Origin of the sequence: Serratia sp. X3, assembly GCF_014982455.1 — a bacterium.
GTDB lineage: Bacteria > Pseudomonadota > Gammaproteobacteria > Enterobacterales > Enterobacteriaceae > Serratia > Serratia ureilytica.
Map to the genome: position 1 here is coordinate 891810 of NZ_JADCNB010000001.1, position 19547 is coordinate 911356.

The following is a 19547-nucleotide window of genomic DNA, read 5'->3' on the forward strand; positions in this document are numbered from 1 at the left end:
GGCGTGAGGTTATGGCATAAGCCGTCACTTCACTCTTTTTTGTCACGGCGGCGCCAGTTGGCCAGATTTTTCAGCGGCTGCTTCACGTAAGGGCTGGCTTTAATCAGGCTGAACAGCAGTTTATTTACCGCCGTTCCCACTTTGTCCATCGGCCGGTCGATATCGAGAAACAGCACCGCACGCAGTTCGTCGGTATCATTGCGCACCTCGTGTTCATAAGAGTCATCAAACAAAATGACCTTGCCTTCATCCCAATGCAGGATCTGATCGTCGACGCGGATCCAGAGCTTTTCCCGATCCTTTGGCACGATCAATCCCAAATGCGCGCGCACCACGGCACGAGTCGGGCCTTTGTGGGGGACGATGTGATAGTGCGGCTTAAGGATCGAAAACATGGCGGTGCGCATGCCGGGGATCTCGCTGACCGCCTGTGCGGTGTGCGGGCAAATGGCGCAGTTCTCATCAACGCGCTGCCCGTAGACAAATAGTCCGAAGGTTTTCCAATTATCCCCTTTGGAGATGCGTTTCTGATCCGGTGATATTTGGTGGAACGCGGGGATGTCCTCCGGGTGCTCCAGTAACCGATCCAACTCCTGGCGAATGGCTGGCCAACGGGCTTCCAGCGCCGTCACCCAATTAAATTCATGATTACCGATCCGCGGCGTGGTGGAGATGAGCGAATGGCGAGTCTGAAATTCGCCGTTCCAGCGCAGGAATTTTTTCCCTGCTTTGAGCAGCATGCGCCGCAGGAACGGGCGCTGAGACGTGGTGGGAAAGGTGCTATCCGGCATAAATCGTGTCCTTGATGTCATTGGCCTACTGCATTCAGCATAAGGAAAGAATCACGAAAGATTTTAATCATTAGTGCGCGAACGGTGGCCGATGAGTGATACCGTGCAGAGTTAAATTTGAATGATTTATTTAAAGGCAGCGGGGGCAGACGGTTGGGGGGGAAGGAAAAAAGCCCCTGCAAAGATGAGGGGCAAGACACACAACAACACCAGGGAAATCGGTAGTACTCACTTTGCCGATACTATAAGGATTTTATGGGCAAAGTTCACCAAAATATTGTGCTCTGAATGTGACAAAGGCGCAGTCGTTCATAAATAACGGTAATTTATTGTCGCCCGAAAGCCGAGAGGATTGCGCCGACATCGCCTGTTTTTGCCTGCCGGTATCACAGAAGTTTAATGTTATGTAAATTACGCGCGTAATCGAGCCAGGATGCTTCTTTTTAAACGATAAGTTGGGTAATTTGGCCGCTCTCCCGCAAGTTCGAGAGCATAACAATGAAAATGGTCCGTCTGTTTGCCGTAGCTGGGGCACTGATCGTGCTCGTTTACTTCCTTACACATACCTGAAATGGGGTCATCTCTGAATTTGACAGTAATACCCTAAAAAAACGGCGCCCTGAGGCGCCGTTTTTTGTTTGTTGGCCTATCAGCGGCCGAACAAATCGCGGCGGCGTGGGCGAACAAATTGCGCGATCAGCACAATCAGCGCCACCAGCAGATAGGCGCCGAAGATGCCCACCAGCCACTGTGGCATTTCCAGGGTCAGGAACTGCCATTGACGCACGGAACAGTCACCGGAAGCGTGGAACACCGCCGGCAGCCATTTATCCAGCGGCAGCCAGGACGGGAAGCTGACGAAGAAATCGCAGGTATTGAACGGCGAGGGGTGCAGTTGGATCATGGTGTGCTTCCACGCCAGCTGTACGCCTTCCCAGGCGCTGTAGATCCACAGCAAGATCGCCGCGTAGCGCAGCGGGGTTTTCGGCGCGATAGCGCCCACCAGCGAGGCGCCGAGGATGCCGAACAGCGCGCAACGCTCGTAAATGCACATGACGCAGGGCTGCAGCAGCATGACGTGCTGGAAATAGAGCGCGACCAGTTCCAACACCAACGCTGTCAGGGCCATCAGCAGCCAGGCGCCGCGTCCTTGTGAACAGCGGTTAAAGAATTGCAACATATCTAGATTCTTCCATGCAGTAAGCAATTGAACCGGCAGTGTAAACCAATTCCCCCTCGCTGCCAGCCACCTGGGCCGGTTTCAGCGTAAAAATAGTCGGTTTACCCTGCCGGCGCCGCATCAGTGGCCGATGGCGTCGACAGGCGGTAGCGTCAGCCAGTGCCACTGTGTCAACAGTTCGGTCGCCGGTTCCAGCGTGAACTGTACGCACAGCAGGCCGACCACGGTCAAGACGATCGTATAAGGCAGTGCCATCCACACCATGCGGCCATACGACAGACGCACCAGCGGCGCCAAGGCCGACGTCAAAAGGAACAGGAACGCCGCCTGGCCGTTAGGGGTGGCGACCGAAGGCAGGTTGGTGCCGGTATTGATGGCGACCGCCAGCAGTTCGAACTGTTTCAGCGCAATGGCGCCGGTTTCCAGCGCGGTGCGCGCTTCGTTGATGTAAACCGTGCCGACGAATACGTTGTCGGAAACCGACGACAGCAGACCGTTGAACAGGTAGAACAGCGAAAGCTGAGAAGCGGGCTCGGCGCGCAGTACAAACTGGATCACCGGGCTGAACAGGTGCTGTTCGATGATCACGGCCACCACGGTGAAAAATACCGTCAGCAGGGCGGTGAACGGCAGCGCCTCCTGGAACGCTTTGCCGATGGCGTGTTCGTCGTTCACGCCGCACAGCGATGTGGCGAGAATGATGACCGACAGGCCGATCAGCCCAACTTCCGCCAGGTGGAAGGCCAGCGCCAGCACCAGCCAAACGCCGATCAGCGCCTGCATCACCAGCTTGAGGCGTTCTTGCTTGCTGCGGCCTGCGGTGGCCTTGCGATCATACTCTTTTAGCACCCCACGCACCGCTTCCGGCAGTGGCGTGCCGTAGCCAAACAAGCGAAAACGCTCTACCAGCCAGCAGACCAGCAGGCCGCATGCCAGCACCGGCAAAGTGACCGGCGCCATCCGCAGGAAGAAGTCGATAAAGCCCCAGTCCGCGCTTTTGGCGATGATCAGGTTCTGCGGCTCGCCCACCATGGTCATGACTCCGCCGAGCGCGGTACCGACGCCGGCGTGCATCAGCAGGCTGCGCAGAAAGGCGCGGAATTGCTCCAGCGTTTGCTTGCGCTCTTCGCCGGTGAAATCGCTGTCATCGCCGATGTCGCCGTCGGAGCGGTTCGACGTCACATTGTGATAGATGGAATAGAACCCCGTGGCGACGCTGATCACCACCGCCACGACCGTCAGCGCATCGAGGAAGGCGGAAAGGAAGGCGGCCGCCAGGCAGAACGCCAGCGACAGCAGCGTTTTCGAGCGGATATTGAGCAGCAGCTTGGTGAACACGAACAGCAGCAGTTGCTTCATAAAATAGATGCCGGCCACCATAAAGACCAGCAAAAGCAGCACTTCCAGATTATGTTCGATTTCCTGCGAAACCTGCGTCGGGCTGGTCATGCCGATGGCCACGGCCTCCAACGCCAGCAGGCCGCCCGGCAGCAACGGGTAGCACTTCAACGCCATCGCCAAAGTAAAGATGAACTCGATCACCAACAGCCAACCCGCGAGAAACGGGCTGGCGAAAAAGAACACCAGCGGGTTGATCGCCAGGAAAATGAGAATGGTCAGTTTGTACCAGTCGGGAGATTGCCCCAGGAAGTTTTTGAGCAGGGCGCTGCGCAGGGTTGTTTCCATTGTCCTTTATGCATCCTTAAATCAGTCGTAGCACGTACCCTAACAATGCGGCGGGGGCGGGCGCAACCGGAGCTTGTTTTACGGCGGCAAATTTCTCAGGGCCGGTGTTTTTGCGCGTTTTTTGCCACTTTATGCACACTTTCGTTTATTGTTTTTCGCTCACGCTATGTCATGTCTGTGTGATCTGGTATGATGAGCTGATTACTTTTACTGATTTTATCGTCGCAACGGAACGTCAAACACATGGTCATAAAGGCGCAGAGTCCTGCCGGTTTCGCGGAAGAGTACATTATTGAGAGTATTTGGAATAATCGCTTCCCCCCTGGCTCTATTTTGCCCGCGGAGCGTGAGCTTTCGGAGTTGATTGGCGTCACGCGCACCACGTTACGTGAAGTGTTGCAACGTCTTGCCCGCGATGGCTGGTTGACCATTCAGCATGGTAAACCGACCAAAGTGAACAATTTCTGGGAAACGTCCGGCCTCAATATCCTTGAGACCGTGGCTCGTCTCGATCACAAAAGCGTCCCGCAGCTGATCGATAACCTGTTGTCCGTGCGTACCAATATCGCGTCGATCTTTATTCGCGCTGCGGTGCGCAATCATCCTGATCAGGCGCAGGAAGTGCTGGCGAAAGCCGCCGAGGTGGAAGATCAGGCGGATGCCTTCAATGTCCTGGACTATGAGATCTTCCGTGGTCTGGCGTTCGCTTCCGGCAACCCGATCTATGGCCTGATTTTCAACGGCCTGAAAGGGCTGTACACCCGCGTGGGCCGTTACTACTTCTCCAACCCGGAAGCGCGCAAGCTGGCGCTGACCTTCTACAGCAAGCTGTCTACGCTTTGCCATGAGAAGCTGTACGACCAGGTGATGGACACCGTGCGCAACTACGGTAAAGAGAGCGGGGCGATTTGGCAGAGCATGCAGGGCACCATGCCGAGCGATCTGACCGAAGCGCGCCGCTGATGCCGTGCGAATGATATAGTAAGGGCGCCGTGTTGGCGCCCTTTGTCGTTATGGCGGTTACAGCGGTGTAGGCCGCGGCGGGCAGCGGTCGAGCAATTCCACGCTGCCGTCTTCGTTTTGCTGCTCGAGGATCACGTCGAAGCCCCATAGGCGATGCAGGTGCTTCAACACGTCGCGGCGGCTCTTATCAAGCGGCGCGCGCTCCTGCGGGATGTAGCGCAGCGTCAGCGAACGGTCGCCGCGCAGGTCTACGTTCCAGATCTGAATGTTCGGCTCGTGGTTGCTCAGATTGTATTGAGCCGACAGCTCCTGGCGGATTGCCCGGTAGCCCGCTTCGTTATGGATCGCGGCAATTTCCAGGTAGTTGTTGCGATCGTCGTCCAGCACGGTAAACAAGCGGAAGTCGCGCATCACTTTGGGCGACAGGAACTGGCTGATAAAGCTCTCATCCTTAAAGTCGCGCATGGCGAAGTGCAACGTGTCCAACCAGTCTTTACCGGCGATGTCCGGGAACCAGTAGCGATCTTCCTCGGTCGGCGATTGGCAGATGCGCTTGATGTCCTGGAACATGGCGAAGCCCAGCGCGTACGGGTTGATGCCGTTATAGTACGGGCTGTTGTACGGCGGCTGATAAACCACGTTGGTGTGGCTGTGCAAAAACTCCAGCATGAACCGCTCGGTCACCCGGCCTTCGTCGTAAAGATGGTTAAGGATGGTGTAGTGCCAGAAGGTCGCCCACCCCTCGTTCATTACCTGGGTCTGTTTTTGCGGGTAGAAATATTGACTGATTTTGCGCACGATGCGCAGCACCTCGCGCTGCCACGGTTCCAGCAGCGGTGCATTCTTCTCGATAAAATAGAGGATATTTTCCTGCGGTTCGCTCGGATATCGGCGCGCCTGTTCAGGCGACTCTTCGCGCTCGACGCGTGGCAGGGTCTTCCACAGCGTATTCACCTGGCTTTGCAGATACTCTTCGCGGCTTTTCTGGCGCGCTTTTTCTTCCACCAAAGAGATTTTTTGCGGGCGTTTGTACCTGTCGACCCCGTAGTTCATCAGTGCATGGCAGGAGTCCAGTAGCCGTTCCACTTCTTCGACGCCATAGCGTTCTTCGCACTGGCTGATGTAGTGGCGAGCAAACAGCAGGTAATCGACGATGGAGCTGGCGTCGGTCCAACTGCGGAACAGGTAGTTATTCTTGAAGAACGAGTTGTGGCCATAGCAGGCGTGCGCCATCACCAGCGCCTGCATGGTGATGGTGTTCTCCTCCATCAGGTAGGCGATGCAGGGATTGGAGTTGATGACGATTTCATACGCCAGCCCTTGCTGGCCCTGTTTGTAGCGCTGCTCGGTTTCGATGAATTTTTTGCCGAAGGACCAATGGGTATAGTTGATTGGCATGCCGACGCTCGAATAGGCGTCCATCATCTGTTCTGAGGTGATCACCTCGATCTGATGGGGGTAGGTGTCGAGCCGGTAATGCTTGGCGATGCGATCGATCTGCTCCAAATACACCTGCAGCAGTTCGAACGTCCAGTCCGGTCCATCGCTCAGACGTTTATCATCCTTAACCTTGTCATGTGTTGAAGTAGTCATCAGCGCACCCTCATTATTCACGGGCCTTGCTCAAACGGCAGGCCCTGTAACAAGCATAGTTCAAGTCATAATTAACCATTGCAAATCAGTGAAATAAAAATGCCGGTACGCAAAGGGGCGAACGGCGGTCGATCCGGCGCCCGTCCCGGCAGAAGGCGGTGCAACACCGCGCATCTTCTCCGAGTATAGCCCTGCGGCAGGGGCGTGCAACACATTGCCTGCTGTGCGACAGGGATTGATAATTGTTATGTTATATTGTAACTTTTCATTTTTCTCAATAACGGACAAGGAGCGCGTTTTGACGAGGCATTTGGGCAAATTGGCAGTGGCGCTGGCGGCGTTGTTCATCAGTGGGCAAACGTTGGCTCACGGGCATCATTCACATGGCAAGCCGCTGACGGAAGTGGAAAAAAAGGCGGAGGGAGGCGTGTTCGACGATAAGGACGTCAAAGATCGCGACCTGGCTGATTGGGAGGGCGTATGGCAATCCGTGTATCCGTATCTGATCAATGGGGATCTTGACCCGGTGTTCAAGAAGAAAGCGGCACAGGATAAGAGCAAAACCTTCGCAGAGGTGAAGGCGTATTACCGCAAAGGTTACGCCACCGATGTGGATACCATTGGCATTGAGAACGGTGTCATGGAATTTCACCGTGGCGACCAATCCAGCGCCTGTCAGTACAAGTACGCCGGGCATAAGATCCTGACGTATGTCTCCGGTAAGAAAGGCGTGCGTTATCTGTTCGAGTGCCAGGATGCCGACAGCCAGGCGCCGAAATTCGTACAGTTCAGCGATCACATTATCGGGCCGCGCAAATCGGCGCATTTCCATATCTTTATGGGCAACACGTCGCAGGAGGCGTTGCTGAAAGAGATGGATAACTGGCCGACCTACTACCCGTTCCAGCTGCAGACCAAAGAAGTCGTGGACGAGATGCTGCATCATTGATGCTTCTCCCTTCTGCAACCACAAGCCCGCACGCGTGGGCTTGTGGTCAGTCGAACGGACTGCTTTGCAGGCAATCGTCCGTGACGTCCATTTCAAATAGCGTTTCATCCGCCAATAAAGTGGCGCGCATGCGATCCCGAGCCGCTCGGTACCGTTCATCCAACTGAATATCACCGGCGTTTTCCCATGCCGAGCGGCTTGGCCACTGCGCATAGCCGATATATTTGCCGTTCATCTCCCGATGCAGGCGCGAGCCCAGGCTGCCGCGTTGCTGATAGATGCCCTGTGTCAATTCAAGCCAGGCCTGGCGAAAAGCGTGTTCGTGTTCGGTTTTGACTGAGAACTGATAGAGAGCGATGAACATGCGAGGTTCTCCTGAATAGCGACAGTATGAACTCTGGGTGCGGCTGAGGGCTTGAACGTTCATATCGTGCTGCAGCGAAAACAAGCTGGCGCTACAGTGAGCGTCGCTTTATTCCAGCAGTAAAAACAAGGCTATTAAGGGCTGAAAATTTACGCGATTTTTCTGCTGCAGCGGGTGGCGCCGTTATTTGTCAGTTGTTTTGGTATTTTTTGATTTTGTGGTTTTTTATTCTATTTATGGGTTGGCTGATATTTTTATATTCTGTTAAACCTATGTTGCTTATCACGCCAATTTTCCATGCTATCAATGATGGCAATGCTAGCGAATCAGAGGTGACCTCGCACCATAAACCCCCTTAAACCGTATCTTATCGCTATTTTCTGGCGGCTATTGCAAATGCGCGGGCCATCGACGATAAATTAATTGTGAATATTGTCACGTTTGATGACGAAGTTGTTGGACGGATTTTTTCACTGAGTTAATTTCCTGTTAGCAGAAGATTGTGCTTTGTGAAGCCTTGGGCTGGAGTCAGCGATGCGAGTGGTAATTTTAGGTAGTGGAGTGGTGGGCGTAGCCAGTGCCTGGTATTTGGCGAAAGCGGGGCATGAGGTGACGGTGATCGATCGTCAGCCCGGCCCGGCACTGGAAACCAGCGCGGCGAACGCCGGGCAGATTTCACCGGGCTATGCCGCTCCCTGGGCGGCGCCGGGCGTGCCGCTGAAGGCCATCAAATGGATGTTCCAGCGCCATGCGCCGCTGGCGATCCGTCTCGACGGCAGCAGCTTCCAGCTGAACTGGATGTGGCAGATGCTGAAAAACTGCAACACCGAACACTACATGACCAACAAAGGCCGCATGGTGCGCCTGGCGGAATACAGCCGCGACTGCATTAAGGCGCTGCGGCAGGAAACCGGCATCCAGTACGAAGGCCGTCAGGGCGGCACGCTGCAGCTGTTCCGCACCCAACAACAGTTCGAAAACGCTGCGAAAGATATTGCGGTATTGGAAGATGCCGGGGTGCCTTATCGATTGCTGGAGGCCGGCCAACTCGGCAGCGTTGAGCCGGCGCTGGCGCAGGTGGCGCACAAGCTGACCGGCGGCCTGCAGTTGCCGAACGACGAAACCGGCGATTGCCAACTGTTTACGCAACAGTTGGCGAAGATGGCTGAGCAGGCGGGCGTGACCTTCCTGTTCAACCGCAGCGTCGACCGTCTGTTGGTGGAGGGGGACAAGATCGCCGGCGTACAGTGCGGCGATGAAGTGTTCAAGGCCGATAGCTACGTGGTGGCGTTCGGTTCGTACTCCACGGCGCTGCTGCGCGGCCTGGTGTCTATTCCGGTTTACCCGCTGAAGGGCTATTCGCTGACGATCCCTATCGTCGATGAGGCGGCGGCGCCATTCTCTACGGTACTGGATGAGACGTATAAAATCGCCATCACGCGCTTCGACCAGCGCATTCGCGTCGGCGGCATGGCGGAGATCGTCGGTTTCAATACTCAGCTGGAGCAAAAGCGGCGAGAAACGCTGGAGATGGTGGTACGCGATCTCTACCCGAACGGCGGCAGAGTGGAAGACGCGACGTTCTGGACCGGGCTGCGCCCGATGACGCCGGACGGCACGCCGATCGTCGGCCGCACCTCGTTGAAAAACCTGTACCTCAACACCGGGCATGGCACGCTCGGCTGGACCATGGCCTGCGGTTCCGGGCAGTTGTTGTCCGATCTGATGTCCGGCATTACGCCGGCGATCCCTTCCGATGACCTGGCGGTGGCGCGTTACAGCGCCGGATTTCGCCAGCAACACGCGGTTCCGCTGAACGACGTGCATCCCGCACGTTAATCGTCGACGCTGTCATAGACTTTTTCGGCCACGCGCAGGCGCGCGTGGCCGCTGTACGTTGCCCCAAGGAGAAGCGATGCCCCGTCCGATAACCGCCACGATGCATCTCGGCGCAATTGAAAACAACCTGCAGGTGGTGCGCCGTTTCGCCCCCGGCGCCAAAGTCTGGGCGGTGGTCAAGGCCAACGCCTATGGCCACGGCATCAAACACGTTTGGCGCAGCATGGCGCAAACCGACGGCTTCGCCATGCTGGATCTGGCCGAAGCGGTGTTGCTGCGCGAGTCCGGTTGGCAGGGGCCGATCCTGTTGTTGGAAGGCTTTTTCCAGCGGCAGGATCTGGCCTTGCTCGATCGTTATCGCCTGACGACGGCGGTGCACAGCGACTGGCAACTGGCGGCGATCGCCGACGCGAAGCTGAGTGCGCCGCTTGATGTCTATCTGAAAGTGAACAGCGGCATGAATCGGCTGGGGTTTGCGCCCGAGCGCCTGCATGAGGTGTGGCGCAGGGCGCAGGCTGTCGCCAATATTGCCGAGCTTACGCTGATGAGTCACTTCGCCACCGCCGACGGGCCGGAAGGCGTAACTCAACAGATGGCCACCATCGAGGCGGCGGCTGCCGATGTACCGCTGCCGCGTTGCCTGGCTAACTCGGCCGCTACGCTGTGGCATCCTGCGACCCACGGCAGCTGGGTGCGCCCTGGGATCATTCTCTATGGCGCTTCGCCGAGCGGGTGCTGGAACGATATCGCATCGACGGGGTTGCAGCCGGCGATGACGCTGAGCAGCGAGATCATCGGCATTCAGCAGCTGAAGTCTGGCGATCGCGTGGGCTACGGTGGCCGTTATAGCGCCGCCGGCGCGCAGCGTATCGGCGTGGTGGCCTGCGGTTATGCCGACGGCTATCCGCGTCATGCGCCGACCGGAACGCCGGTATGGGTCGATGGCGTGTTGACGCGCACCCTGGGAACGGTATCGATGGATATGCTGGCGGTGGATTTGACGCCCTGTCCGCACGTTGAACTGGGCGCCGAGGTGGAGCTGTGGGGAAAACGCCTGCCGGTGGACGAGGTGGCCACGGCGGCAGGGACGTTAGGCTATGAACTGTTGTCGGCATTGGCGGCACGGGTGCCGGTCGTTACCGAAGCCTGAGCCGCGGCTCAGGCGACTTTTCTGATCTGTCCTTTAATCTGCTTGCTGAGCCGCCGCGCGTGCAGCGCCAGCAGGCAGCCCGCCAGCATGACCAAGGCCAGCGACAGCTTCGGTTGCAGCGGCAACGCCATCGCCAGCAGTCCCAGCGCGGCGCCGCCGGCCATCTGTACGAAACCGACCAGCGCGGACGCGACCCCGGCTTCATTGGAGTACGGTTCCAGCGCATAGCTGGTGGCCGGGCCCATCACGAACGCCAACCCGGCGCAGGCGCTGGCGACCGGCAGCATATACGCCAGCCAGTGCGCTTGCGCCGCCGCGGGAAGCCACATGACGCCCAGCAGCAGGCCCAGGCAACCCAGCCCCATCAAAATGCCGCCGGTCGCCAGACAAACCGGGCGGCCGACCTTGTGGATGATGCGGTTAGCGAAGAAGCTGACCAACATGATCCAGAAGCCGTTGGCGCCGAACACCAACGAGAATTGCAGCGGAGTCAGGCCCGCGGTGCCCATCAGCACGTTAGGCGCCAGAGAAACGTAGGTCAGCGCCATGCCCATCGCCCCGGAGTTCACCACCGCAAAAGCGAGGAAACGCCGTTCGCTGAGGATGCGCGCGTATTGGCGCACCGGCAGCCCTTTGACTGGCACGGTGTCGGCGGGGCGAGTTTCCGGCAGACGCAGCGCGATGAGCACCAACACCAGCAGCGCGTAACTGGCCAGGAACCAAAAGGGCGCGCGCCAGCCGAAGGCTTCGGCGAGCAGGCCGCCGAGCAGCGGCGCCAATGCCGGGATGATGTTCAGCGTGCCGTTGAGAAAGCCGAAGGCGCGGGCGGCGTCGTCGCCATTCAGCCGATCGCGCACGCCGCTGAAGGCGACGACGGCGGTGCAACAGACCGCAACCCCTTGCAACAGGCGCGACGCGATGAAGACCGTCGGGCTGGTGGCCAGCGCTGCCATTGCCGCGCCGATCGTGTAGAGAATAATGCCGGCCAGCGCCACCGGTTTGCGGCCATAGTTATCCACCAACGGACCGGCGATGATTTGACCGAGGCCGAGCACCAGAATAAACAGCGAAATGGTGGATTGGATCAGCGCTTCACTGCTGCCCAGGCCGACGGCGATGGCGGGAATGGTGGGCAGATAGAGATCGATGCCCAATGGGCCGAGCAGCACCAGGCTGAGAAGCAGAAACAGGAACTTTTGCATAGCAGGAAAGGCACGTCCGAGTGACAAAGAGGGCTAGAGTAGAGATTCTGGCGGCAAATGAAAAGGGGCAAAGCGGGTCAGCGCTGCGCTCCCGGGCGGAGATAAAGCGCCGAGACGGTATCGGCCACATAACGGGCCTGATGGCGAGCATCATCCAACGCGCGATGCGGCATGCCTTCGAACGGACGGGTCTTTTTCGGGTTAAAGCCGTGCAGTTCCGCCAGCGTGATCACCGTGCGCACATCCTGGGTATCCCAAAATTTCCACGGACAGGGCATCTCCAACTGCTGGAAGGCGTGTTCGAGGATCGCGCAGTCGAACTCTTTACCGTTGCCCCAGACCTTTACCGTATCGGTGCTGTTCATATGGATAAAACGGCTGAGACTGCTCAGCACGCGCTTGAGGCTCTCTGTGCCGCCGAAGGCGAGCTTGCGCGCTTCATCGGATTGTTTCGCCCACCAGGCAACCGTGTCCAGGCTTATGGTTCGCCCCGGCTGATCTTTCTGGCTGCTGACGGCGGCCTCGAATTCGGCGCCAAGTTCCCCGGTGCGGGGATCGAAAAACACCGCCGCGACCACCAAAATCACGGCGCTGGGTTTTATATCCAGGGTTTCAATGTCTAACATCAGATGGTGCATCGGCGTTTCCGGTGGTTGGCGTGGTGGCTTAATGTTACTACAGAACGTGCGCCGATGCGGCCAGTGCGCACATGAAATCCTTTTAAAGCGCCTCGTTCAGGTTATGATGCTGGAGATACTCTTGTCAGGTTGGTCGCTATCGGTGAGAACGCTTATCTTTATTTTGTGCATGGTTGGCTACTTGCTGCTGCTGGGCTACCTTAGCGTGTTCGTCACGGACAAGATCTGTGAGAAGGCGGGCAACTACACCAAAATATGCCGCATCGTAGACATTTCAGAGCCCCATATCCCCAGATAGCACCGCGTTTAGCCGAGGTAATCGGTGGTGATCAGCGGGGTCAGGATCGCCGCCAGCGCCGCGAACGTCGTCCATTGCCGCCAGCCTAGGCGAGCCAGCCAGTCATGCCGCTGTGGCGGCGTGGCCAGCTGCCCGACGGCCACGGTGCCGGTCAGCAGCAGCGTCAGAATCAGCAGCACCAGGCCACGGCTCACCAGCGTGAACTCAATGTGCAGCACATTGGCGTAATACAGGCGCATCAGAATAAAATAGCCCAACAAGATCCAGGCGAAAACGACGTTTTTCTTGAGCACCTGTTGCAACATCAGCGCGAGAAACAGGCTGTGAAACAGCGATAGCAGCGGGGCTTCGATCGGATGCCGAACGCAGACGTTGTAGACCGCCATGTAAATGTTGAAAACCAGCAGGATATAGATCACGTAAATATACCAGCCGTAGATCACTTTGAGTTTTTTGGCGCTCGGCGGCTGGGAGAGTGCGTCCGGTTTCATTAGTGCCTCCTGATGACGCCACGCAAACGCTGCAGTTGAAGGCGGTGCGTCGGCATCGTAATTTATAATCCACAGGGTATATATCACCCGAGCGCTAAATGAGAATTAAACGCTGAACCGGCTTTATTCCCGCGTTTGCGCGGAACTATTTTTGGCCCGCAGGGTCGATTGGCGAGCGATCGCCAGGCGATTCTCGCACTGAGATGAAGCAAGCAATACGCTGATATGAAAGATTATAAAAACACGCATGGCACCAGGCTGCTGATGATATTCACCCTGGCGTTTTACATCCTGTTGCCGCCTGTGCTGACCGCCTGCGTCTTCACCCGTTTCAATCTTAATCCCTTCGCGATCGTCAAATTCTTGCACTTTAATCCGTTCTTCGCCGATCGGGGCATACCCGGTTATCAGACTTTCCTCTACCTGCTGATGCTTTGGTTGGGGGGGAATATTTTACTGTGGCTGATGGTATGGGGCGCGGGGCGGCTGTACCGCCGTTGGCGATCGCTGCGCGGCGAATAGTCCACCCCAAGTAAAACGTTACGCGGAGAAATGGCCTTTCATTTAACAATGCGCCGTATCGTCACTTGTTTCGCCGGTGAGGGGGCAGCGTCGTCGGCTGACCCATTCCATTAGCACGGCTGTTTAAAAGCATCCGTGGCGGCACAGCCTGTTAGGGCGTTAGAACAGCGAAAACAGCAAGACGACCGGCAGACTCAACGGCCAGGTTAACCCGATGGTCAGCGCGCTGATGCAACGAATTTTGACGGTGTCCCTGCTTACCAGGTAGGTGAAAATCATTGAAACTAACAGACCAATAAAATAACAGTATTGCGTTGCAACCCACAGCGACGACATGAAACTCGATCCCAGTTGTATTTTTACGCGCGAATTTTAGGAGCTTGGCGGGCGATAATCAATGACCGAAGGCCGTTAATTCATGCCTTTATCCATAAGAATGCATAATTTATTTCTATAAAGAATGTAAGGTTATTAACGGCTTTATGTTTATTACGAAAAGAAATCAACAACATAGTTACCGGTAACATTTTAAGATTGTCAGCCTGATTTCAGGCGGGAACGGTGTGAAGAAGGAAAATAGTCATTCAAGCGTCCGGAAACGCGATGAGGTTATAACTCATAAAGTTTATTGATGTTTTAGTGGGCGAGCAGACGAAGGCGAGATCGCGTTGCGACGGCGAGCTTTGGGTTCTTTTTAGCTGTCGGCGGGCGAATGATGGGATAGAAACATGCGGGGAGAGGGGTTTTTAGCGCATCGTCCGGATGCGCTGCCGGTCAGCCAGGAAGGGGGGATGGTGTTGCTGTAGGTTTAATGAATGTTAAGACCGTAGACGAACAGCCACGAAAACAGCAGCGCCAGCAGGCATGTCATCAATACGATGGAGATCATTTCCTTCACAACTTCATTCCTTTTCCCGGTGAACCAAATTTACTTGTCTTTGTTTTTGCGTGGGATTTTAGATCGGTATAGGTAAAAATCCTAGTTTTAATCCCGTTTTTTGCACTGCCGCTACGGCGTACGCCGCCTCGGCAAGTCATGACGACGCCTGTAAATCGAGTGCCTTAACCCGTCGTAGCTATTGCCGAATGCCGCAGTGCTAACTATATAAATGGAGATCGCGCGACGTCGCCGGCTGCAAGGCGCGTCCCTGTTGGGCGGCTGTTGATCTGTCTACAGCGCCTCCAAATGAGATTAAGAGGTCGGCAATGAGCACAAAACCAACCATCGTGCTGGTGCACGGATTCTGGGGCGGCGCCGCGCACTGGAGTAAGGTGATTATCGAGTTGTCGCGCAGGGGCTATTCGGCGATTCACGCGGTGGAAATGCCGCTGACCTCACTGGCTGAGGATGCGGAACGGGCGCGCAAGATGGTCGCGCAGCAAGCGGGACCGGTATTGTTGGTGGGGCACTCTTACGGTGGCGCGGTGATCACGGAAATGGGCAACCAGCCTAACGTGGTCGGCCTGGTCTACATTGCCGCGTTTGCGCCGGATGCCGGTGAAAGCCCCGGTGGCATTACGCAAGCGCATCCTCCTGCGGCAGTCGCGAATCTGATTCCGGACAGCGACGGTTATCTGTGGATTAAGAATGACAAGTTTCACGAAAGCTTTTGCCAGGATCTTACCGCCGACGAGGCTCTGGTGATGGCGGCGACGCAGAAGGCGCCATTGGCCGATACCTTCGGCAATCCCCTCGGTGAGCCCGCCTGGAAACATAAACCGTCGTGGTATCAACTCTCCAGCGACGACCGCATGATAGCGCCGGAGAACCAACGGCGTATGGCGCAGCGGCTGCAGGCTAAGAAAGTGATGGTGCTGAAGGCCAGTCATGCCTCGCTGGTTTCCCATGCCGATGACGTGGCGGGATTGATTGACGAAGCGGCCGGTTCAAAATAAAACCCGGGCAGAAACGCGCTTCGGGCCAAAAAAGAGGCACTTTGCGGCAACGGAGTGCTTCGCTTCACATTAGGGATAAGCGCTGATATCGCTGCCGGAGTTTATTATTAACAGCATAATCAACACCACGACGGCGGCAATAATGGCGTAGATTTCCGCCTTGCGCATATCGATCTAGCGCCCGTTAACGCCGATCATTTCTATTGCCGCGCGATGCAATTTTTGAAAATACTCGTCGTGCTGTTGTTCAACTTCCTGAATAAGACTGGCCAGCAGATTCTGTTTGGTGATCGGTTTGTTGGCGATGAGCACCAGCAGCACGCTTTTGCCGAGCAGACAGCAGATTTGCTTATGGTATTCATCAACATCATTCTTGTTGAGGCCATAGAGGGTGTAATCGATCATGGTGTCTAACCTGCTGACAGGTAAATTGCCCGCCGAAGCGGGCTGAGAAGCCATAGAAAATAAAATGAGTCAAATTTCGCTTAGGGTAGAACCCGATGCGTGTGTTAACGATAACTGAATGGGAATATTCCCATCAAGACGCATGAGGGAGGATATGAAGGTTTAGGAATAACCTCAGAAGAAAGAGCGGAAACGGGCGGCCATCACGGCGTTCTTATTTGTCTGTCAAAGCGTTCGTTCTCTCTACATTATTTTTTTCGACCCGTGCATCCACTTGGAGAACCTCATACGTATATCAGGAATGAGCAACACTTACGCTCAGCTTACGGAGAGGACTTCATCATGAAAACACTTATCGTTACTCTGGTTACCGGCTCATTACTTTTCGGCGTCGCCACTTACGCGGCGAGTGGGGACACGTCATCCGTAATGGTTGGCGGCGCGGCGATGTACCCCTCAAAAAACATTGTGCAAAATGCGCTGAACTCAAAAGATCACACAACGCTGGTCGCGGCCGTTAAGGCCGCCGGCTTGGTGGATACTTTACAAGGCAAAGGTCCTTATACTGTTTTTGCGCCCACGAATGCCGCATTCGCCAAATTACCGGCCGGCACCGTTGAAAATCTGTTAAAACCCGAAAATAAAGCGCTGTTAAGCAGTGTATTAACCTACCACGTTGTGGCTGGCAACTACGACATGCGGGCGCTGGAAAGAAAAATTGAGCAGGGCGGCGGACGGGCGGAACTCAAAACCGTCAACGGTCAGTCGCTATGGTTTATGAATAATGGCCCGCATAATATTCAGATCAAAGATGCTAAAGGCGACGTCGCCAACATCAGCACCTATGATGTGCGGCAGCAAAACGGTGTAATCGACGTTATTGATACCGTGCTAATGCCCAAGTAAGGCCTATACTCGGAATGGGCAAAGCTTAACCGCTTTAGGGATGGTATGGATCACTCGTTGAAAGAAAACCAGGTAATGTGCTTAAAGGCGATCGCTAATGGCGATCGCCGAGCATTTGAACGCTTGTACAGATCGACATCCGCAAGTTTATTCGCCATTGCGCTACGCATGTTACGTAATCGCCAGTGGGCGGAAGAGGTTCTGGTCGACGGCTTTCTTACCGTGTGGCAGCGTGCCGGAGATTATGATCCGACCTTGAGTTCGCCTATGACATGGCTTACTCACATTATAAGGAACCGATGTATAGATGGATTGCGTAGCCGGCACGGACGCCATATCGGACTGGAAGAAGAATATAGCGATCAAATCCCTCAGTCGGAAAATGAAAGCCAGGGTGATGAGGGGGAGCTGGCTAAAAAGTTAAATGACTGTTTGAAGCATCTGACGTCTGAACAACGGCAAAGTATTGCTTTGGCATATTATCAAGGGATGTCGCACGCGGATATCGCTGATTGGTTGCAGCAACCGCTTGGTACGGTAAAAAGCTGGGTCCGCAGGGCGCTAGCACATCTAAAGGATTGCCTGGGCCTATGAACAGACGCGAAAGTGATGACATGTTGGCTGCAGAATATGCTCTTGGCACGCTCAGAGGGAATGCTCGGCTGCATTTTGAGCGCCGTCTGAAAACGGACAACATTTTGGCGACCCAGGTTGGAAAGTGGCAAAATATGTTGTCGGGGTTGGATATCGATATAACGCCAATACCGCCCCCTGAAAGCGTTTGGAAAAAAATTGAATTAAATCTGCCTCAATACGCTTCGCCCCGACGGCGCGTGCGAAACTATATTGCATGGGGGCTTGCTGCGGGATTGGGCGCATTGAGCCTGAGCTCGTGGTTTTATTGGCGTGCGCCAGAGCTGAAACCGTTAGTGGTCCTGAACGGAACGCATCAAGGGACGTGGGTCGTTAGTTCAGACGGTCAAAGAAAAATTGTACGTATAACCCCCTTAGGCTTGGCCGCTATTCCGGATGGGAAAAGTCTTGAGCTGTGGCTGATTCCCGTTGGGCATAAGCCCGTTTCAATTGGACTCGTGAACGTGAAAGGCGTGAGCCAGTTTTATTTGGCAGATGCAGATTTAGTTAAAGGAACAACGATTGCCATTAGCCTGGAGCCATTAGGCGGCTCACCGAGCATGCAACCGACCGGCCCCGTGTTGTATTCAGGTGAGTTGGTTCTATGATTGACGCCGGATGCGGATGCATCCCGCAGAAATAGCATTTGAATTCGTTGAGAATAAAAACGGCCGGGCAGATATTCTCCGGCCGTTTTTATGATTATGCGGTCTGTTTGCGGAACAGTTCGCGGAATACCGGATAGATATCGTCCGGTTCGCGGATATGCTGCATGGCGAAGTTGTCGAATTTCGCTTGCAGATCTTCGTATTCGCGCCACAGCGTTTGGTGAGCGCGGCGAGTGATTTCGATGTAGCTGTAGTAACGCACCATCGGCAGGAGCTTCTTCGCCAACAGCTCATGGCACAGCGGTGAATCGTCTGCCCAGTTGTCCCCGTCAGACGCCTGCGCGGCGTAGATATTCCACTGCGCCGGATCGTAACGCTCTTCGACCACGTCGTTCATCAGTTTCAATGCGCTGGAGACGATGGTGCCGCCGGTTTCCTGCGAATAGAAGAACTCCTGCTCGTCCACCTCTTTCGCCTGGGTGTGATGGCGAATATAGACTACCTCGACGTTTTTGTAGGTTCGGCTCAGGAACAGATAAAGCAGAATGTAAAAACGTTTGGCCATGTCTTTGGTGGCCTGATCCATCGAACCGGATACGTCCATCAGGCAGAACATCACCGCCTGGCTGGAGGGCTCCGGCCGGCGCTCGTAGTTTTTGTAACGCAGATCGAAGGTGTCGATAAACGGCACGCTTTCGATCTTCTTGCGCAGTTCAGCAATCTCTTTGCGCAGCCGCTCTTCTTCCAGCAGTTGCACCGGCTCGGTGTTTTCCAACTGGGTCAGCGCGTCTTCCAGTTCGTGCAACGCGCGCCTTTTACCGGCGGTCATGGCAGTACGCCGCGCCAGCGAGTTTTGCAGCGAACGCACGACGCTGATGTTGGCCGGCACGCCGTTGGCGGTATAGCCGGCGCGGTGGGTTTTGAACTCGGTCAGCTGCTTGTACTGATTCTTTTTCAGGTTGGGCAGGGCGAGATCCTCGAACAAAAGATCGAGGTACTCGTCTTTGGATATCTGGAAGACGAACTCATCCTGGCCTTCACCGTCCTGGCTGGCGTTGCCCTGGCCGCCGCCACCGCCTGCGCCGCCTTGAGGCCGTTCGACGCGATCGTTCTGCACGAAGTGGTCATTGCCCGGGTGAACGCGATGGCGCGTGCCGCCGCGCCCCTGATGGAACATCGGTTCGTTGATATCGTCAGTGGGGATAGAGACTGACTCCCCGCTGTCTACGTCGGTGACCGAACGCTTGTTGATGGCTTCGGCAATCGACTGTTTGATTTGCGACTTGTAACGGCGCAAGAAGCGCTGGCGGTTCACCGTGCTCTTGTTTTTGCCGTTCAGCCGCCGGTCAATGAAATAGGCCATACTTCCCCCAAACGACGTTGCCAACTCTTCATGTCCCGGCCGCGGCAGCGCAAGGTGCCAGCCCCTCCGT

Annotated in this window: 20 protein-coding genes; 9 read left to right on the forward strand and 11 right to left on the reverse strand. The window is 55.8% G+C overall.

What is annotated here, in order from left to right; genetic code table 11:
* Positions 1–29: 29 nt before the first annotated feature.
* The 3 genes from IMX17_RS04240 to nhaB all read right to left on the reverse strand — a co-directional run bounded on the left by IMX17_RS04240 (position 30) and on the right by nhaB (position 3657).
* On the reverse strand, positions 30–791 hold the full coding sequence (locus tag IMX17_RS04240; RefSeq protein WP_193549358.1) for an aspartyl/asparaginyl beta-hydroxylase domain-containing protein: 762 nt from the start codon (positions 789–791) through the stop codon (positions 30–32).
* 649 nt (positions 792–1440) lie between these two features.
* Positions 1441–1971 (reverse strand): disulfide bond formation protein DsbB, encoded by a 531-nt coding sequence (dsbB, locus tag IMX17_RS04245; RefSeq protein WP_004932277.1) that lies wholly within the window; start codon positions 1969–1971, stop codon positions 1441–1443.
* 120 nt (positions 1972–2091) lie between these two features.
* Positions 2092–3657 carry a sodium/proton antiporter NhaB gene (gene nhaB, locus IMX17_RS04250; protein WP_046896696.1) on the reverse strand — a complete coding sequence of 522 codons (1566 nt, stop codon included), beginning with the start codon at positions 3655–3657 and terminating at the stop codon, positions 2092–2094.
* A gap of 243 nt (positions 3658–3900) precedes the next feature.
* Here nhaB and fadR point away from each other — a divergent pair, with 243 nt between their 5' ends.
* Entirely contained in the window at positions 3901–4620 is a 720-nt protein-coding gene (gene fadR / locus IMX17_RS04255; protein WP_182264321.1) for a fatty acid metabolism transcriptional regulator FadR, read from the forward strand.
* Positions 4621–4677: 57 nt separating this feature from the next.
* Here fadR and IMX17_RS04260 read toward each other — a convergent pair whose 3' ends face one another.
* A complete protein-coding gene (locus tag IMX17_RS04260; RefSeq protein ID WP_182264322.1) occupies positions 4678–6213 on the reverse strand; it encodes a SpoVR family protein in 1536 nt (511 codons plus the stop codon).
* Positions 6214–6511: 298 nt separating this feature from the next.
* On the opposite strand from IMX17_RS04260, the gene zinT reads away from it, so the two are divergent.
* Entirely contained in the window at positions 6512–7162 is a 651-nt protein-coding gene (gene zinT / locus IMX17_RS04265; RefSeq protein ID WP_033650955.1) for a metal-binding protein ZinT, read from the forward strand.
* A gap of 46 nt (positions 7163–7208) precedes the next feature.
* Here zinT and IMX17_RS04270 read toward each other — a convergent pair whose 3' ends face one another.
* Complete coding sequence (locus tag IMX17_RS04270; protein WP_182264323.1) at positions 7209–7526, reverse strand: antibiotic biosynthesis monooxygenase; 318 nt, start codon at positions 7524–7526, stop codon at positions 7209–7211.
* Between the two features lie 534 nt (positions 7527–8060).
* Between IMX17_RS04270 and IMX17_RS04275 the strand changes: the two genes are divergently transcribed.
* Together IMX17_RS04275 and dadX are read left to right on the forward strand one after the other, a co-directional pair.
* Positions 8061–9365: a D-amino acid dehydrogenase gene (locus tag IMX17_RS04275; RefSeq protein WP_193549359.1), complete on the forward strand. Its 1305-nt coding sequence runs from the start codon at positions 8061–8063 to the stop codon at positions 9363–9365.
* Between the two features lie 76 nt (positions 9366–9441).
* Positions 9442–10515, forward strand: a complete 1074-nt coding sequence (gene dadX, locus IMX17_RS04280; protein WP_099785867.1) for a catabolic alanine racemase DadX — start codon at positions 9442–9444, stop codon at positions 10513–10515.
* An 8-nt stretch (positions 10516–10523) separates the two neighbouring features.
* On the opposite strand, the gene IMX17_RS04285 is transcribed toward dadX, so the two are convergent.
* The 3 genes from IMX17_RS04285 to IMX17_RS04295 form a co-directional block, all read right to left on the reverse strand.
* Positions 10524–11717, reverse strand: coding sequence for a Bcr/CflA family efflux MFS transporter (locus tag IMX17_RS04285; protein WP_193549360.1), 1194 nt, complete (start codon positions 11715–11717; stop codon positions 10524–10526).
* Between the two features lie 77 nt (positions 11718–11794).
* On the reverse strand, positions 11795–12355 hold the full coding sequence (locus IMX17_RS04290; RefSeq protein WP_033643325.1) for a 3'-5' exonuclease: 561 nt from the start codon (positions 12353–12355) through the stop codon (positions 11795–11797).
* A 306-nt stretch (positions 12356–12661) separates the two neighbouring features.
* The gene (locus IMX17_RS04295; protein ID WP_193549361.1) at positions 12662–13144 is read right to left on the reverse strand and encodes a hypothetical protein; all 483 of its coding nucleotides are present in this window, start codon (positions 13142–13144) and stop codon (positions 12662–12664) included.
* A 225-nt stretch (positions 13145–13369) separates the two neighbouring features.
* On the opposite strand from IMX17_RS04295, the gene IMX17_RS04300 reads away from it, so the two are divergent.
* Positions 13370–13666, forward strand: coding sequence for a hypothetical protein (locus IMX17_RS04300; RefSeq protein ID WP_193549362.1), 297 nt, complete (start codon positions 13370–13372; stop codon positions 13664–13666).
* 159 nt (positions 13667–13825) lie between these two features.
* Here IMX17_RS04300 and IMX17_RS04305 read toward each other — a convergent pair whose 3' ends face one another.
* Complete coding sequence (locus IMX17_RS04305; RefSeq protein ID WP_033634815.1) at positions 13826–14002, reverse strand: GhoT/OrtT family toxin; 177 nt, start codon at positions 14000–14002, stop codon at positions 13826–13828.
* Positions 14003–14872: 870 nt separating this feature from the next.
* On the opposite strand from IMX17_RS04305, the gene IMX17_RS04310 reads away from it, so the two are divergent.
* The gene (locus IMX17_RS04310) at positions 14873–15562 is read left to right on the forward strand and encodes an alpha/beta hydrolase (RefSeq protein WP_033643320.1); all 690 of its coding nucleotides are present in this window, start codon (positions 14873–14875) and stop codon (positions 15560–15562) included.
* A 174-nt stretch (positions 15563–15736) separates the two neighbouring features.
* On the opposite strand, the gene IMX17_RS04315 is transcribed toward IMX17_RS04310, so the two are convergent.
* Positions 15737–15967, reverse strand: a complete 231-nt coding sequence (locus IMX17_RS04315) for a hypothetical protein (RefSeq protein WP_033643319.1) — start codon at positions 15965–15967, stop codon at positions 15737–15739.
* Between the two features lie 342 nt (positions 15968–16309).
* Here IMX17_RS04315 and IMX17_RS04320 point away from each other — a divergent pair, with 342 nt between their 5' ends.
* Genes IMX17_RS04320 through IMX17_RS04330 form a run of 3 tightly spaced genes read left to right on the forward strand, consistent with a single transcriptional unit; the run spans position 16310 to position 18114 of the window.
* Positions 16310–16873: a fasciclin domain-containing protein gene (locus IMX17_RS04320; RefSeq protein ID WP_033650960.1), complete on the forward strand. Its 564-nt coding sequence runs from the start codon at positions 16310–16312 to the stop codon at positions 16871–16873.
* A 45-nt stretch (positions 16874–16918) separates the two neighbouring features.
* Positions 16919–17467: an RNA polymerase sigma factor gene (locus IMX17_RS04325; RefSeq protein ID WP_046898898.1), complete on the forward strand. Its 549-nt coding sequence runs from the start codon at positions 16919–16921 to the stop codon at positions 17465–17467.
* Positions 17464–18114 carry an anti-sigma factor domain-containing protein gene (locus IMX17_RS04330; protein ID WP_193549363.1) on the forward strand — a complete coding sequence of 217 codons (651 nt, stop codon included), beginning with the start codon at positions 17464–17466 and terminating at the stop codon, positions 18112–18114. Before IMX17_RS04325 ends, IMX17_RS04330 begins: the two co-directional genes overlap by 4 nt.
* A gap of 94 nt (positions 18115–18208) precedes the next feature.
* On the opposite strand, the gene IMX17_RS04335 is transcribed toward IMX17_RS04330, so the two are convergent.
* Entirely contained in the window at positions 18209–19477 is a 1269-nt protein-coding gene (locus IMX17_RS04335; RefSeq protein ID WP_046898900.1) for a YeaH/YhbH family protein, read from the reverse strand.
* Positions 19478–19547 lie beyond the last annotated feature (70 nt).

What these genes read in the sequence shown, in the direction of transcription:
- IMX17_RS04335 (WP_046898900.1), bottom strand. Translation starts at nt 19,477, where the DNA reads ATGGCCTATTTCATTGACCGGCGGCTGAACGGCAAAAACAAGAGCACG.
- IMX17_RS04320 (WP_033650960.1), top strand. Translation starts at nt 16,310, where the DNA reads ATGAAAACACTTATCGTTACTCTGGTTACCGGCTCATTACTTTTCGGC.
- nhaB (WP_046896696.1), bottom strand. Translation starts at nt 3,657, where the DNA reads ATGGAAACAACCCTGCGCAGCGCCCTGCTCAAAAACTTCCTGGGGCAA.
- IMX17_RS04310 (WP_033643320.1), top strand. Translation starts at nt 14,873, where the DNA reads ATGAGCACAAAACCAACCATCGTGCTGGTGCACGGATTCTGGGGCGGC.
- IMX17_RS04285 (WP_193549360.1), bottom strand. Translation starts at nt 11,717, where the DNA reads ATGCAAAAGTTCCTGTTTCTGCTTCTCAGCCTGGTGCTGCTCGGCCCA.
- IMX17_RS04315 (WP_033643319.1), bottom strand. Translation starts at nt 15,967, where the DNA reads ATGATCGATTACACCCTCTATGGCCTCAACAAGAATGATGTTGATGAA.
- IMX17_RS04290 (WP_033643325.1), bottom strand. Translation starts at nt 12,355, where the DNA reads ATGCACCATCTGATGTTAGACATTGAAACCCTGGATATAAAACCCAGC.
- fadR (WP_182264321.1), top strand. Translation starts at nt 3,901, where the DNA reads ATGGTCATAAAGGCGCAGAGTCCTGCCGGTTTCGCGGAAGAGTACATT.
- IMX17_RS04275 (WP_193549359.1), top strand. Translation starts at nt 8,061, where the DNA reads ATGCGAGTGGTAATTTTAGGTAGTGGAGTGGTGGGCGTAGCCAGTGCC.
- IMX17_RS04300 (WP_193549362.1), top strand. Translation starts at nt 13,370, where the DNA reads ATGAAAGATTATAAAAACACGCATGGCACCAGGCTGCTGATGATATTC.
- IMX17_RS04305 (WP_033634815.1), bottom strand. Translation starts at nt 14,002, where the DNA reads ATGTCGTCGCTGTGGGTTGCAACGCAATACTGTTATTTTATTGGTCTG.
- IMX17_RS04270 (WP_182264323.1), bottom strand. Translation starts at nt 7,526, where the DNA reads ATGTTCATCGCTCTCTATCAGTTCTCAGTCAAAACCGAACACGAACAC.
- IMX17_RS04325 (WP_046898898.1), top strand. Translation starts at nt 16,919, where the DNA reads ATGGATCACTCGTTGAAAGAAAACCAGGTAATGTGCTTAAAGGCGATC.
- IMX17_RS04330 (WP_193549363.1), top strand. Translation starts at nt 17,464, where the DNA reads ATGAACAGACGCGAAAGTGATGACATGTTGGCTGCAGAATATGCTCTT.
- IMX17_RS04240 (WP_193549358.1), bottom strand. Translation starts at nt 791, where the DNA reads ATGCCGGATAGCACCTTTCCCACCACGTCTCAGCGCCCGTTCCTGCGG.
- dsbB (WP_004932277.1), bottom strand. Translation starts at nt 1,971, where the DNA reads ATGTTGCAATTCTTTAACCGCTGTTCACAAGGACGCGGCGCCTGGCTG.
- IMX17_RS04295 (WP_193549361.1), bottom strand. Translation starts at nt 13,144, where the DNA reads ATGAAACCGGACGCACTCTCCCAGCCGCCGAGCGCCAAAAAACTCAAA.
- dadX (WP_099785867.1), top strand. Translation starts at nt 9,442, where the DNA reads ATGCCCCGTCCGATAACCGCCACGATGCATCTCGGCGCAATTGAAAAC.
- IMX17_RS04260 (WP_182264322.1), bottom strand. Translation starts at nt 6,213, where the DNA reads ATGACTACTTCAACACATGACAAGGTTAAGGATGATAAACGTCTGAGC.